This is a genomic window from Affinundibacterium macrobrachii (assembly GCF_014652415.1).
Classification (GTDB): domain Bacteria; phylum Pseudomonadota; class Gammaproteobacteria; order Burkholderiales; family Burkholderiaceae_D; genus Undibacterium; species Undibacterium macrobrachii.
In genome coordinates this window covers 197,267-212,697 of record NZ_BMYT01000005.1, presented here as the reverse complement: position 1 = coordinate 212,697, position 15,431 = coordinate 197,267, and the positions used below count along the sequence as shown (strand labels likewise).

General features: G+C 43.8%; 11 protein-coding genes. 5 read left to right on the top strand and 6 right to left on the bottom strand.

All coding sequences use genetic code 11. The annotated features are described in order from the left end of the window. Positions 1-7: 7 nt before the first annotated feature. From IE103_RS15035 to IE103_RS15025, 3 genes are all read right to left on the bottom strand, one after another. Positions 8-742, bottom strand: a complete 735-nt coding sequence (locus tag IE103_RS15035) for a GntR family transcriptional regulator (protein ID WP_189346951.1) — start codon at positions 740-742, stop codon at positions 8-10. A gap of 49 nt (positions 743-791) precedes the next feature. Beyond that, positions 792-1,694, bottom strand: a complete 903-nt coding sequence (locus IE103_RS15030) for a glucosamine kinase nucleotide-binding domain-containing protein (protein WP_189346995.1) — start codon at positions 1,692-1,694, stop codon at positions 792-794. Positions 1,695-2,046: 352 nt separating this feature from the next. Next, positions 2,047-4,839, bottom strand: a complete 2,793-nt coding sequence (locus tag IE103_RS15025) for a TonB-dependent receptor (protein WP_229827310.1) — start codon at positions 4,837-4,839, stop codon at positions 2,047-2,049. A gap of 786 nt (positions 4,840-5,625) precedes the next feature. On the opposite strand from IE103_RS15025, the gene IE103_RS15020 reads away from it, so the two are divergent. Then, positions 5,626-6,333: a DUF6445 family protein gene (locus tag IE103_RS15020; RefSeq protein ID WP_229827309.1), complete on the top strand. Its 708-nt coding sequence runs from the start codon at positions 5,626-5,628 to the stop codon at positions 6,331-6,333. Between the two features lie 68 nt (positions 6,334-6,401). Here IE103_RS15020 and IE103_RS15015 read toward each other — a convergent pair whose 3' ends face one another. Beyond that, positions 6,402-9,047 carry a TonB-dependent receptor gene (locus tag IE103_RS15015; RefSeq protein WP_189346950.1) on the bottom strand — a complete coding sequence of 882 codons (2,646 nt, stop codon included), beginning with the start codon at positions 9,045-9,047 and terminating at the stop codon, positions 6,402-6,404. Positions 9,048-9,843: 796 nt separating this feature from the next. Here IE103_RS15015 and IE103_RS15010 point away from each other — a divergent pair. Further along, positions 9,844-10,587, top strand: coding sequence for a YoaK family protein (locus tag IE103_RS15010; RefSeq protein WP_189346949.1), 744 nt, complete (start codon positions 9,844-9,846; stop codon positions 10,585-10,587). Between the two features lie 187 nt (positions 10,588-10,774). Here IE103_RS15010 and IE103_RS15005 read toward each other — a convergent pair whose 3' ends face one another. Continuing rightward, positions 10,775-12,244, bottom strand: coding sequence for a M20/M25/M40 family metallo-hydrolase (locus IE103_RS15005; protein WP_189346948.1), 1,470 nt, complete (start codon positions 12,242-12,244; stop codon positions 10,775-10,777). Positions 12,245-12,689: 445 nt separating this feature from the next. On the opposite strand from IE103_RS15005, the gene IE103_RS15000 reads away from it, so the two are divergent. Then, positions 12,690-13,028, top strand: coding sequence for a DUF3579 domain-containing protein (locus tag IE103_RS15000; protein WP_189346947.1), 339 nt, complete (start codon positions 12,690-12,692; stop codon positions 13,026-13,028). Between the two features lie 82 nt (positions 13,029-13,110). Here IE103_RS15000 and IE103_RS14995 read toward each other — a convergent pair whose 3' ends face one another. After that, on the bottom strand, positions 13,111-13,356 hold the full coding sequence (locus tag IE103_RS14995) for a hypothetical protein (protein WP_189346946.1): 246 nt from the start codon (positions 13,354-13,356) through the stop codon (positions 13,111-13,113). 213 nt (positions 13,357-13,569) lie between these two features. On the opposite strand from IE103_RS14995, the gene IE103_RS14990 reads away from it, so the two are divergent. Beyond that, positions 13,570-14,832: a putative Na+/H+ antiporter gene (locus IE103_RS14990; protein WP_189346945.1), complete on the top strand. Its 1,263-nt coding sequence runs from the start codon at positions 13,570-13,572 to the stop codon at positions 14,830-14,832. Positions 14,833-14,943: 111 nt separating this feature from the next. Beyond that, positions 14,944-15,408 carry a NanQ anomerase/TabA/YiaL family protein gene (locus IE103_RS14985; RefSeq protein ID WP_268248983.1) on the top strand — a complete coding sequence of 155 codons (465 nt, stop codon included), beginning with the start codon at positions 14,944-14,946 and terminating at the stop codon, positions 15,406-15,408. Positions 15,409-15,431 lie beyond the last annotated feature (23 nt).

Sequence of the window (15,431 nt, the reverse complement as noted above, 5' to 3'; positions counted from 1 at the left end):
ACTGAAATCATCTAAACAACTCCACTACAAAGTCATAGTAATCACTGCGGCAATACGAATGCGTTAACTCGACCGCCGCACCATTTGCTAGATAACCGACACGCGTAATCAACAGCATCGCCGTGCCCTGCTTTAAGCCGATCAGCTTGGCCTGCTCTGCAGTCGCGCTGACAGCACGAATGTGCTGCAACGCTCGCGTTGGCGATGCATTATTCTGATCAAGGTAACCATATAAACTATCTGTTACCAATTTAGGATTAGGCAAATACAGATTAGGAATAGTCGTACTCTCAATTGCCATGACCACATTGTCTGCGGTACGCAAACGCTTCAAGCGTGAAACTACGGAATGCGGAGATAGTCCTAAAGATAAAATTTCTTCTGGTGACGCCACACCAGTTTCACGGGACAACCACTGCGAGCCAGGCATGAAACCACGTTGACGTAATTCTTCACTGAAGTTCGTCAAACGCGACAAAGGTTGCTCTAATTTTGGTGTGATATACGTACCGGAACCATGCTTGCGCGTTAATAAGCCACGCTCACACAACATCTCAATTGCCTTACGCGCAGTCACACGCGAAATATCTAAGGTTTCAGCCAATACCCGTTCAGAAGGCAAAGCCTCATCTGGCTGCCAATAACCATTATGAATTCCGTTCGCCAACTTATTTGCCAACTGCAAATACAGCGGCGTAGAACTATCACCATCAGGTTTAAAATCGAGCAGTTGTGCCAGCATATTTTTTATCCCTCTAAGTCTCTGGAGTTTCTGAAGTCTTTAATTTGAACTACGACTTCATCAAATGTTTTCTGACCAAAATAAGCGCACCGGAAGAAGAATCACCGATTGGTTTACTTACGCGCTGCAATAATTTTTCTGGCAAATAGTTCCAAACCGCATCTGCCAAACCGCCGCATAAAGCGATCGGCATTTCACAATTCGGATCTAAGGCATTCGCCATTTTTTCTACTTCTATCCCTGCCTCTATTAAGATGCTTTTCGCTTTTTGATTACGTGCTGCATATTGGATGACCAAAGGCGCTAACTGCGCAAATTTGGTTTGCGTCGCACCGCCTAACCAAGCAAAAACCGCATCTTTATTACCACCACAAAAATCGATAATAGCCGTTGCAAACTCATCACCTGCGGCGCGTCCGTCCAGTACATGCTGTACATGATTAATTGCCCGCAAGCCCATCCAAGCACCACTTGCCTCATCGCTTGAAGGGAATCCCCAACCGCCAACTTCACGCCGACTACCATCAGCCAACATGACCTCACCGACACTACCAGTTCCAAGAGCGATAATCGCGCCTGGTTTGCCCTGATGCGCTCCAAGCAAGGTTGTACCCGCATCGGTTTCAGCAAATAGCATACCGAAACCTGGATTTGCAGCGACAAACTCCGCTGCCCAAAGCTTATTATTCACACCAGCCAAACCACAACCAATCGCGATCTGCTGAAATGCAGGAGCAACAATACCACTTGTTGCAAATGCCTGCTCAATTGCTGATAAAATAGCTTTCCACGCAGCGCTTGCTCCATGCATCAATCCAGACGGACCGGCGGTACCGCGAGCAAGTTCAATACCATTTCTATCCGTCAACACGATGCGCGTACCAGTGCCACCACCATCAACACCGATCAGATATTGAATTTGCGTCGATTGAATTTGCTGATTTTGCTGCATTTGGCTCACGGGCATTTCCAAAGAAAAAACGTTAACTATCAAGTAGCGATAGACAAAATTTAAGATATAAGAACACTTTAGGTGTTTCCAAAGTGGCTGTCAATAGGTATTTAAGTGGTATTTAAAATTTTCTTCATTCTTTCGTTTCAACACAACAATATTGCGTCAATTTGCTAGTGAAGCAGAACCCAGCTTTATGCTCAGAAAAACGCGCAAAAATACATAGCCATCGAACAAAACAAAGAGCGAAAAAAAATGACGAAGCTAATGGCCTCGTCACTCCTTTCTTTGACACTGACAAAAACCGGTCGCCATCGTTTCCTACGACGACCGTCGCTTGATTACATCTCAATTACATCTTCGCGCGCAGAGTCAAATAGTATTGACGACCACTTTGATAAATTGAACGTGGTTGGTTCTCATTCAAAGCGAAATACTTCAAGGTTGGCTTATTCAAGTTATGCGCATCAAATGAAATCGCAAAATTTTCATTGATTTTGTAACCTAAAGAAGCAGACAAAGATCCTGTTGCAGCTTGTGAGAATGCTGTCTCACGATCCAAGCCACTGTAGAACGCTGAACGATAGCTATAGGACAGACGCGCATTGAACGTGTCGTCTTCATAGTAACCACTCAAGTTATACGTGTTCTTAGAAGCACCAACCACTTCTTGATCTTTGGCGTCTTTTGCATCAGCGTAAGTGTAGTTCGTAGCAAAACCGAAGTTAGCACCAATTGGCTGTTCGTATGCCAACTCAAAACCTTTCACTTTCGCACTTGTGTTGACTGGTACGCTCAACACGTATGGAACCATCGCACCTTGAGGAATTGCAGCGCTAGTCGTGAAGTAACTACGTGAAACTTGACCAATACCAACATAGCTAGTCAAATCCATGTAGTACACGCTACCAGACAACAAAGCACGTGGCGCAAAATACCATTCCAAGGAAACATCCAAATTATTAGAACGAATTGGTTTCAAGTTTGGATTCGCACCACTACCACTACCAACGCCTGTTGCCGTTGCTGGTGGACTCAAGCTAATTGCACTAGCCAATGCACCAAAGTCTGGACGCGTCATCGTTTTAGAAACCGCGAAACGAGCAACCAAATCTTTCTGCACATCAAAACGCAAATTCAAACTTGGCAAAATATCGTTAAAGGTATTTTCAGTTGTCGCGAAATGGAAAGTACCAAAATCAGATGTCTTCTGACCTGCACCTGGGCCAGTCAAAGTGGACACGACGTTTTCCTTCGTTTGTACATAACGCAGACCAACATTACCACTCCAACCTTCACCCTCCATGTTTCCTTGTACATAGAACGCATTGACGTTTTCTTTCAAAGCAAACTGCGTACCATAGTCAAGACGTGTTCCGTTATTGTCGCGGTTCGAATACTTGTTAAATTCAGCCAATTGCGCTGGTGTGTAATACCAAATATTCGATGGGAAATTGCCACCTAAACCAGAACCATAATTAGAAGGATATTGGCTGACTGTGGATGGGAACTTAGCTGGATCGTTTTGCGCGATCGTGCCAGCTGGACACCATGTAGATTGTGACCAATCCCAAGGTGCTTGCGTACCAGCAGCATTTTTACAGCCAGGACCTTGACCGAGCGCAGCATCGCTACTACGTTTATGTTCGGTAGCACGTACACCAAATTTCAATGTACTGAATACACCTTGATTTAATTGATACTCGCCATCCAACTTCGCCCAAGACTCTTTGTCGTCGACTATCGTATTTTGATAACCAAATACCCAACCCAAGGTATCGTTTGCACGGCTTCCGTAATTGGTATTTCCTAACTTCCAATCTGCCGCATTATCGACACCATTGATACGATAAGATGCACCGGAACCAACACCAACATTCCACTCAGCCACGTCTTGCGTTGGTGTTTTACCTGTCGCTTTTGACGTACCCAATTGCGCATTAAATTTCAAGTCGGCATTGGCTTTCCAAGTTGCATCAGCGCTAAAGAAATTAACTTCTGAGCCTGCATCTGGACGGGAGATTTGATCATACACGCCGTATGTATTGCCTGCGATTGGCTTGAAAGTCGCGCTAGTTAAAGTCTTCACGCCACCATCATTCGCGACTGTGTAACCTGGCTCAGGTGCTTGTCCATTACCACTATCGATAATGCGTGAACCCCAGAACATATAGTTACGATTGTAGTTCGCTGCATCCAACTTCGAGCTAAAGCCATTTAAAACAATGTCAAATTCTTTGCTTGGCTTGAATTGTGCACTAACTAAACCACCGGTACGATGACGCGTTTGCTCAAACAATGCTGAACCCATCAAGCTTGGATAATAAGCACCAGCCAAATCTGGATTGGATTTAGCCATTGGACTATTTGCAGCAATTTGAGACCAACCTAAAATTTCTTGACCATCACGACGCAAACTACGCTTCTCTGAGAACGCCTGCACCATCAAACCAAAAGTATTTGCATCATTTTTCCAGTTAATCAAACCACTCAATTGTGGATCTGATTTCTTTGGCAAATCAGCATAAACAACACCCAATGACGCTTCAGCTGTTAATTGCTTTTTAAATTCCAATGGCTTACGCGTGATCACATTGATCGAGCCTGCAACACCACCTTCTACCAAGCTTGCTTGTGAAGATTTATTGACTTCGATACGACCAACTAATTCAGAAGGCAACAAGGTATAGCTAATAGAACGACCGACACCAGCACCAGATTGGTTCAAGACAAACCAATCGCCAGCAGCCATGTTGTGACCATTAATCAAAGTTTGTGTCAAACTTGGATTCGTACCACGCATACTGACGCGATCATTCTCATCGAAACCACCTTCGTTACCAGAAGCTGAACTAGTCGTCACGCCAGAAACACGTTGCAAAGAATCCGCGACGTTTTTGTCCGGCATCTTACCGATGTCTTCGGCAGTAATCACTTCAATGTGTGACTCAGCATTACGTTTTTGATTCAAGGACTGCTGCATTGATGCACGAACACCAGTGACTGTCACTTGCTGTGTCTCGTCCTTTTTCGTGTCTGCTTGCTGCGCCTGTACCGACATCGATGTTGCCATCGCTGCCGTCACGATCAAAACAGATACCGCAGAAGCGATAGGTGTCAGATTTAGTTTCAAATTACTTTTCATGTATTCCCCCAAGGATTTCATCAAACTTCCAAAATGCAGATGATTCGCTAAGTCACCTAACTACCAGCAAATCATTGCACCAATTTCAAAATCATCTACTCACTCCGGAACCCAAACACGACATCATCAATCCATACGAGTGATATCGACGCTCTCATTTCCCAAACAAGCACATCAATACAAATTGTCGTGCCGCTCCAGCATCTGACTACTTCAAACTAAATACTCCCCCCACAGGAATAATTTACAGATCTCGAAGAGCTTTCACTTTAATTTTATTAATACCAATTGTCAAACGGTATTCATGTGGTATTACATTTATTTGATTGGTATCATGCAAATAATCTATATTGGTATTAACACAAATAGAAAGCGATTAAACCTAACTACTTGTTTACAATCAGATTTATTCTAAAAATTAACCCACCCCAACTTATTGGTATGTTGACTCAATCCAACACCAGGCCATTTACTGAGATGCAGACCAATTTCATTGAACATAAAGCCACTTATCTAACAAGCCTGCACATCAAGAAATCAAAATAAAAATAATTTTTAGGAACACCTTATTACTACCTGAATGCTTTAGAAACAACGAAAGAAACAACTCGAAAGATGCATGTCTGTGCCCATCGCACAAAGGAAATGTATTGAGGAAAACGATCTGAAGATTTTTATTGGCGATACACCTGATTCATATGCAGACAATTTAAAATAGCAGGGGCGTGACGTTTTCACTGTTCCACCGAAAAATTAACTTAAGCAAAAATCTTAGAATGGCGAACCATGAGTCAACACTTTTCGATTAACGAAAATCCGGTTATTCAATCCGTCCAGATTGGAGACCATCAAGCCTTAATCATTGATGATTTTCTGGAAAACCCAAGCCATTTACTTGAAATTGCAGTCAACAGCGAATTCAGTCGCTATCCTGGTTATGCGGACCATAAAGGTTACCCTGGCATCAGAGCGCAAGCACCAACCGATTACTCATTGAATCTGACCGATTTTCTTGAACCGATCATCAAGACCAATTTTCATATACCTGAGCAACTAGCATTAAGAAAAAGTATTTGCGCCTTCTCGCTAACCACCATGCCGGCGTCTGAGCTCGGACCTTTACAACGGACGCCGCATTTCGATGCCAGTACACCTTACCATATGGCAGTTCTACTTTATCTTTGCAACGAACGACATGGAGGCACGGGCTTCTATCGACACAATGCAACAGGACTACAACAAATTACCGAAAGCACGCGTGAGCATTACTTAGATGTGTACTACCAAGAAATCAATGCAAAGCGTCCAGCGCAGCGCTATTTCGACGACTCTACCGAGCAATTTCAATTTCTCGGTATGATCCCTGCGAAATTTAATCGACTGGTGATGTATCACGGTAGCTTGCTACATACCGCCTGCATCAATCCGGCAATCAGCATCACGGATGATCCACGTAAAGGTCGACTCACCGTCAATACTTTTTACGATTTTTGATCTACCAAAAGAAAAACAGCCCGATGAAAAGTCGGGCTGTTTTATACAAGGACGAAACTAAGAATCGATTAGAACTTCGCGCTCAAACTGATTCTATACATTCTTTCGCCAATAAATGACCACGCTGGATAACCCATCTTCAATGGATCTTTCACCGTCGTATTCGCTGCAGCTGCACCATATTGCACATCATCTTCTTTCAGCAGATTTGTTGCTTCAAATGCCAAACGAAGATTCTTATTGATGTTCCAGCCAAAGCTAGCGTCCAAAGTACCGTAGGCATCATGCATACGATTTCCATACCAACCTGTTTCACGTACCATGTATTTGGAGCGCCAGTTATAGGCTAAACGCGCAGAATAAGTCTCATTTTCCCAGTAACCAACTAAATTGGCATTGTGCTTAGAAGACAATGTGAATACATTCAATTGATCCTGATAGCTTGTTGATGGTGCTTTCGCATCAGACAAAGTGTAGTTAGCAACGACACCAAAGCCATTGTCGAATGCATGGTTAATTTGGGCTTCAATACCATTAATTTTTCCACCACCTGCATTAATGTACTGATTCACAGTCCAACTATCTTTACCGCTGTCAGGACTCACTACACCAATTGATTGATTGATCTTGGTTGCAGTCGTAATAAAGTTATTGATATCTTTGTGGAAGTACATCAATGAGAACAAATTACCTTTCCCATAGTAGTATTCCACGCCCAAATCAAACTGCGTTGACTTCATTGGCTTCAAGCCTGCACTACCAAAACTCACGGTCTCGTTGCCAGCTACTGTGTCTTGAAAACCTGATTGCGTTGCAATAAACATGTTTTCATAATTTGGACGCGTGATGGCTTGTGATGCAGTAAAACGCAAAATGGAATTACTATTCAAATCGTATGCCACGTTCAAGCTTGGCAATACATCGTTATAGCTGGCTGATTCTGTTTTTTTCGTACGACCCCAACCAGCATTTTGTGCGATATCGCCAGCAGCGACCGCTGTACCATCCAACTTATAACCTTCTGCGGTGACATCAGAACTAATGTAACGCAGACCAAAATTTCCATGCCATTGCTCTTGTTCAAAATTAAACATACCGTAAAGCGCAGTATTGTCTTCATTCAACTTACCATAACCGCCGCGCTCTTCAATCCAGCCAGTCACATTTTGATTTGTATTCGCCATCATTGCTGCGATATTTGGACGTGGCGATGACCATCCCAATGAACCCATTGCCATACTACCGTCGTACAAGCTGGAAGTAGCAACCTCTTTCGCCGTTGCAGCAAAAGATGCACGATCTGTCGCCTTTCTGAAAGTGTGATCAGATTTGCGGAAACCAGTTTTGAAAGACGTAATCGCACCCCAATTGACGTTCAAACTTAAGTCAGCTTGAGCGAAATTTTCTTTATCTGCGTTCGGTCCGCGTGAGGTAGCCCAAGAACCAGCTGGACCAGTTTTTGCTGGCAAATTCGCTACTGAAACGTTTTGGCTCGATGCTGGAGAAATTACAATCTGTTTACCAGTAGCGTCAATCGCTCCTGTCCATTTAGGCAAAGTTGCCCCAGCTGTCCACCAACCATAAGAATAGTTGGTTGTCATTGAAGTACCGCCGTCTGCCTTGGTGGTTCCCGCCATCGCATCTAATTTGTAGCCTTCGCCTTTATAAGTTGCATTTAAGGTGAAACTATCAGAAGTCATTTTACCTTGACGTGCCCAAGTTTGAAGGAAAGCATCACTCGCTTTAGCGGCAGTTGTATTACTCTTCAAACAAACGCCATCTGGGTTAAAGGCAGATTTAACGCTTGTATTGCGTTGCGTGCAGTTTGGATCATGGAAAATATAGTGACTGGTGTTGGAGTTATCTGCATCCAATTCCAACTTCATATAATTCAAACCTAAATCCAAGCCTTGCACTGGACGTGCTTGTAGATTGATATTGAGCGCAGAGCGTTTACGTTCTTGCACAAATGTAGTTGGCGCAACGTCAGCAGACCAACGAGAATCAGATTCTACGCCACGACGAATATAGTCACCTTTCTCGTGCGCGCCTGCGATTAACACACCAAAAGTATTGGCATCATTTTTCCAACTGAACATGCCCGACAAATCAGTCGATACTTTATCGCTCACACTGCCTTTACCAGCCTTAGCACCAACATAGGCGGTGCCAGATTTCATGTCTAATGGTTTACGTGTTTTTACGATAACGGTGCCGCCGATACCACCTTCCGTCAAATCTGCCTGGGACGATTTATACACATCCATACCACCAATCAATTCAGAAGGTAATAATGAATAATTGAATGAGCGATCCAGCGCCTGTTGATCATACCAACCTGTCGAGGCGACTGTTTGACCATTCAAAGTCGTGTAAGTCATTTGTGGATCAGATCCACGCACAGATACAGAAGCACCTTGGCCGAATGCACGGCCAACAGTCACACCTGGAATACGACCCAATGATTCGCCAACATCAGTATCTGGCAATTTACCGACATCTTCAGCCGACACTGCGTCAACAACAGAATTCGCATTACGCTTGATGTTCACTGCACTTTGCAGTGCCATACGAATGCCAGTCACAGTGACTTGCTGAGATTCCTCTTTCTTAGTGTCGACTTGTTGCGCTTGTGCAGACATCGCAACTGTCATCACCAGCATAGAAACGGCTGATGCAATAGGCGTCAAACCAGGTTTCAAATTACTTTTCATTTATTCCCCCAAGACTTCCATAAAAACCAAAACACATTCAATGCGTAGCAGATTTCAACATCCTATGCTGCTTCGCGCGACTTACCACTTATCAAGAAAAACCAAACCACTTTAAGAGAATAATCAAAACCAGATAAAGACCACTTTTCACAGTTTCGGTTTTGAATTCCCGACCAAGCAAGTTCGCCATGTTGGAACAAATTTAGCAACTCGTTGGTCAGGCTCTCAATGAAACGACTTCAAAAAAACTCCCCCCACAGGAATATTCACCTAATTAAATCGCTTGTTGATGATTTAAAATCAGCTAAACATATCAATTTTTGAAGAAACTTCACTTTAGATTTGTCAATACCAATTGTCAAGCGGTATTCATGTGGTATTACTTTTATTTGATTGGTATTAATTGTTTTCGGCAAATGGTATTAGTATGCAAAGCAACACAGCAACCCTAAGTCATTGAATAAAAAAGGCTTATTTAATTATGAGAGAAGTAAATATGGAGATGGTATGTTGACTCAATCCAACATGCCAATTTAAAAAATCGAATTATTTTCAAACCTTTAAGAAAAAACGCAGGCTCAGCATAAATTATTTGATTGATTTTCAAAAAAATTATGATTCGGAAGTGCATAAATAGGAAAGCTGGTCATAAAACTTGACCAAAATACGGCAAGCGCGCGATGATGAGTTAAGTTCTAACTGAATACACTTTGCTTGGGTTTGATATCGTAATTCGATGAAATACCAAGCAAATTATTTAGCATCGATTACTCAACACCGACAACGCGAATCAACTATGCCTCAGCACTATCTTGCAAAACTCACTTCCCCTAAGCGTGATGCGAAAGCAAATCTGCATCTAGGTGTGACCTTGTGCTGGATTGCAGGTGCGCTGAATGCGGGAGGCTTTTTAGCGGTTGGCGAGTACACCTCGCATATGACAGGCTTGCTTTCAACCGCTGCAGATGAACTAATCCTTGGACACAGCATGGCAGCGCTCGCAGCGCTTTTTATGATGTTATCGTTTGTTTGTGGCGCGGCTTGCACCGCTTTAATTGTGAATTACGCACGGCGTAATTTTCCTCGCTTTATCTATTCGCCGGTCTTATTTTTAGAAGCGGTTTTACTTCTCATCTTCGGCATGCTGGGGCAAGGATTGTTAAAGCACGAAATGATCACAGTCTCGTTCACTGCGATTTTATTGTGTTACATGATGGGCTTACAAAACGCGTTGATCACCAAAATTTCGCACGCTGAAATTCGCACCACGCATGTCACCGGATTGGTCACCGATATTGGTATCGAACTGGGTAAATTACTCTATTGGAATCGCGATCACGAACACGATCAAGACTTAAAAGTGATCGTCAATAAACAGAAGCTCAGGCTTCATTACACACTAGTATTATCATTCGCAATAGGTGGTGTACTTGGTGCGGCTGGCTTCAAACATCTAGGATTTATTTCTAGCGTCCCGCTAGCATTGGCATTAATCGCATTAGCGCTTGCGCCGATGTTTAGTAACACAAGTGCCCAATAAAAATGAGCGCATTCAAGTAATTTGAAGGCGCTCATTTTTTATCCAAGCAAATCAAACTTCATTCATCGCATATTCGCCAATTCGACTTAGCTTCTAACATTTCTACACAATCGCTGCAAGGAACTAGCCTATTAACAGATTTCGTTTCAACAGTGCATTAGTGCGCAAAAATTTACTTCTTTGCGATTCATTTTTTCGTAGCCTTAATCACGGATAACAATTCTGGCCCGGAACCAAAACCGATCGGTGCTTGTGCTGCCATCCACGCAAACACGGCATACGTCGCCGCCGCTTGATTGATGCGTGCAGGTTCGATTTTATCGAATGTGTCATCGGGCGTATGGTGTAAATCAAAATAGTCATCTGCTTTTAACGCCAACCCAAAGCTTGCTGCGCCAGCCATTCGCAAATCACCCATATCCGGACCGGGAAAGGCATTGTTATCGCCAGCTTCTATGCCCAAAGGAGCTAGAATGGTGTGCATTTGCTTTACCAGAGGCAAGGCTTCTGCGCGCACGAAGGAAGCCATTTTAGTGACTGGACCTTGTCCCAAATCTGCCTCAGCAGCCGCTTGAATTTTTGTAATTTGCGATTGATACGCTGCTAAATACGCCTTTCCACCAAACAGCCCTTGCTCTTCATTAGCAAATAAAACGACACGAATACTGCGTTTTGGTTTGAGTCCATTACGCTTAATAAATTCTGCTGCAGCCATCGTGATCGCACATCCTGCACCATCATCAATTGCGCCAGTACCCAAATCCCAAGAATCTAAATGACCGCCAATCAAGACATACTCGTTCGGCAATTCACTACCAGTCATTTCTCCAATCACGTTGTAAGACGTGTAGGTACCTGCAGCGCTCGCACTAATTTCTAATTTTAATGAAACTGGCTTGCCGCGCTTCAGCATACGAGCTACTAAATCGGCATCTGGATTTGACATTGCCGCCGCTGGAATCTGCGGCACATCGGAGTCATAAGTCATCACACCGGTATGCGGCAAGCGATGGCTATCGGTACCAACTGAACGAATCACAATCGCCACCGCCCCTTTTCGCGCTGCTTCGGATGCTCCTTTGGAGCGGCCAGGCACCACCAAGCCATACTCATTTGAGTTTTGCATCTTATGATTAATGAAGACAATTTTGCCGCGCACTTTCTCATTCGGCGCTGCTAGCATGTCTTTCAAGGTCGCGAATTCAACTAGTTCGGCAGTTAATCCATTCTGTGGCGTCGCCACGGTATTTCCCAGCGCCGTAATCACCAAAGCTTGCGGGAAAGGAGCTGTAATTTCAGCCTTCTCGATACCACGCTTCCAACTTGGAAAAGTCACTGGTTCTTTCCATACCTTATCAAAACCAAGCTCTTTAAATTTGGCTTCTGCCCAAGCAACCGCTAGCGCATCGCCTGGACTTCCAGCCATCCTAGGTCCAACCTCTGTCGTCAATGATTCTAGAATTTTGTAACTTAAGTTATCGGTACGCGCAGCATCGCGTATCCATGCGGCGGTTTGTAATTCTTTTTCGCTAAAAACCGCTGGCTTTTTATCGTCATTCGCTGGGCCAGCAAAAATACTCGCAGAACTAAATAAACAACTTAGCAATAAGGCAAATCCAGCGCTCTTCAATGTTCGAATCTCTTTTCTATTAAACATGTTTTTCCCTTGATCGTGATTTTTCTTGTGATATAAAACAAAACTCCAGCTGATTTTGACAGCGCATAAAAGCAATTAAGCAGACAAGTTCAGCTCTACAAAGTTCCTCTTGCGCTTATTTCCAATGTATCAAACACAAACACATTCTCTTTAAAGCTCTCGGAGCGATAAGCATAAGCCATTGATAATTAAGGATTAAATTAAATTTCGCGAGATCATCCGACTTACTTTACAGCGATTGAATATCGACTATACTTAACATCGTTGCATCAAAGAAATTTTCCTGTCCCGATTTTAGTTCAAGTCTTCTATAAGATATAATACATAGGTAGGTTAAAATAGGAATCTGGTTTTGTTCAACATCTACCGTTGTTGAGGCATAGTTGAAGCATCAAGCCGACCAGAATTGATAGACATAGCATTGCCGTTTTTGCCCTCGGATCACATGACTGATACAGCCAAACACGCTCCCAAGCCAATAAGTGAGTTCTTTATCCAAGGTCTCACCAGTGATGGCAAACAGTTCCGTCCAAGCGATTGGGCCGAACGTCTTTGTGGTGCTATGTCGTGCTTTCGCCCTGAAGGCGGTAGAAACGCGCATTTGCAATATTCGCCCTACGTTCGCCCTATACTATTGAATGGCGTTCGCTCGGTGGTGGTGAATGAAGCCCTACGTGAGATTGAGCCACTCGCTTTTCACTTTGTCATGAGTTTTGCAAAAGATAATGACTTACAAATTATCGATGCATGCTTATTGCCCGATCCAACACCGGCCAAATCCTAGGTGACTTTCACGCGCCTCATATCTAGATGATGTGATCATGCAGGATCACTAAGTGAAAACTTCAATCATCGAATACCTAATTTCATTCTCGAAGCCTGCGCATCAACAATCCAATCGCAACTGAGATTAAAAAACTCAAGCCAAACGCAAACACACTCGCAATCATAAAAAATGGGTCAAGAGATCCCGCTTCAACATACGCCAACAATTCAAACAGCAGCGTCGCGCTAATTGCCGACAAGGCAGTTGCCAGTAGAAATCGTTTTTGCAAACGGTGCCAAATCACTGCCGAAACGATAGCAATCAGACTCAAGTACAAGATAGGCATAAGCTTCCTTATTTAAGGATTTTTAGCAGAGGTCTGGATGTGTAAGCTACAATAATTAGCTCGAACAATAATAAATCAAATCTGATTGAATTGGATCTTTGCGCAAGCTAGGGCACAAGAAAACGCTCAATTGCATTAGCCATCAATCCAATTACGACCACCCACTCATAAGCACACATTTGTCACTACTCGACATCGAATCGATAAGCTCACATGCCATCCCCCACACATGTCCAATTGATAGGCGCGATTCTGTTTGTGATCGCGATCATCCATACATTCTCAACTAAGTTTTTTGAGCGTTTAGCGCATGCAAAGCCATCTCACTCTGGCCTGTGGCATCTGCTAGGTGAAGTCGAGGTGGTGTTTGGCTTTTGGGCATTTGTGTTGATGCTTGCAATCTTCGGTTTAGAAGGATCACAAGCAGCTACCACTTATATCGACTCGCGCAATTTCACAGAACCGATGTTCGTTTTTGCCATCATGGTCATCGCTGGCACCCGGCCCATCATTCAATCAAGTATGTCGGCGGTGAAATGGCTAGCAAACCTATTGCCCTTGCCGGGAAGTTTAGGTTTATATGTGATTGTCATGATTACGGTTCCGCTATTAGGTTCGTTCATCACAGAACCTGCGGCAATGACTTTAGCCGCACTCATGATCGCCGAATGTTTTTTCTCACGCCCCGTATCGAATCGATTTAAGTACGCCACCTTAGGCTTACTTTTTGTGAATGTATCCATAGGCGGGACGCTCACACCATTTGCTGCACCGCCTGTCCTTATGGTGGCGGGCAAATGGGGTTGGGACATGCCATTCATGCTGACAATGATAGGGTGGAAAGCGGCAGCAGCAATCAGCTTTAGTACTATCTGCATGGCAGCACTATTTCATCGTGAACTAATTCAATTGCCGCAAGCCAGCCCGACCAAAGAGGTACAGAAAACGCCGCTTGTCTTAAGTATCGCCCACTTTGCTTTCCTGACTGCCGTGGTCGCGTTTGCGCATCACCCAGCAATCTTCATGGGCTTATTTTTGTTTTTTCTGGGCATTACACAAGCCTATCAACAATACCAAGATCGTTTGATTTTGCGCGAAGGTTTGTTAGTGGCGTTTTTTCTGGCAGGTCTAGTGGTGTTGGGAGGTCAGCAGCAATGGTGGCTACAACCAGTATTGCTTAGCATGAGTAGCGATCAAGTGTTTTATGGCGCCACCCTACTCACTGCGGTAACTGACAATGCAGCGCTCACTTATCTTGGCTCATTAGTAGAAGGTCTTTCTGATAGCTTTAAATATGCTTTGGTCACTGGTGCGGTGACTGGCGGCGGTTTAACCATCATCGCAAATGCGCCCAATCCAGCTGGTTTTGCCATTCTTCGCGGTCACTTTAAAGACGAGGCAATTCATCCATTCGGACTATTCCTCGCTGCTTTGGGGCCCACTATCATTGCTGCTTTGGCGTTTCGCCTGCTCTAATTTTTGCGGCTGTGGATGAATTATCTAAAGTTCTTTAAGGATTGCACTTAGTGCTATGATTCCCACTTTCTTGATACATCACTTGCTTGAGGATTGCCCTCACCTACCACTATGATTCTTGGTCACTTGCATCAAACTCAAACTATTCACTCAAGTGCCAGCACGGATATTGAAAAAGCTTTACAGCATCTACGCGATACCGACTACACGAAAATCGCGCCCGGACGATATCCGATCGATGGAGAACGCATGTTCGCGATCGTGCAAGACCCAATTACGCAAAGTTGGGATCTAGGTTTCCCAGAATTTCATGCGCGTCATATTGATGTCCAATATTTACTGAGTGGACAAGAGGCATTAGGCTTTTTGCCAGCGAACAGCAATCTCAAATCGACTGATGATTTTTTGGCGGAACGCGATATTGCATTTGTCGCGCAACAAGAAAATGAAACACGTATTGTCCTCACGGCTGGCATGTATGCTGTATTCTTTCCAGGCGAGTTACATCGTCCATGTCGGGCAGTAAATCAAGCTATGCAAATCAAAAAAGTAGTGATAAAAATTTTATCCAAATAACCGAAGATTTTCATCGCACAGTT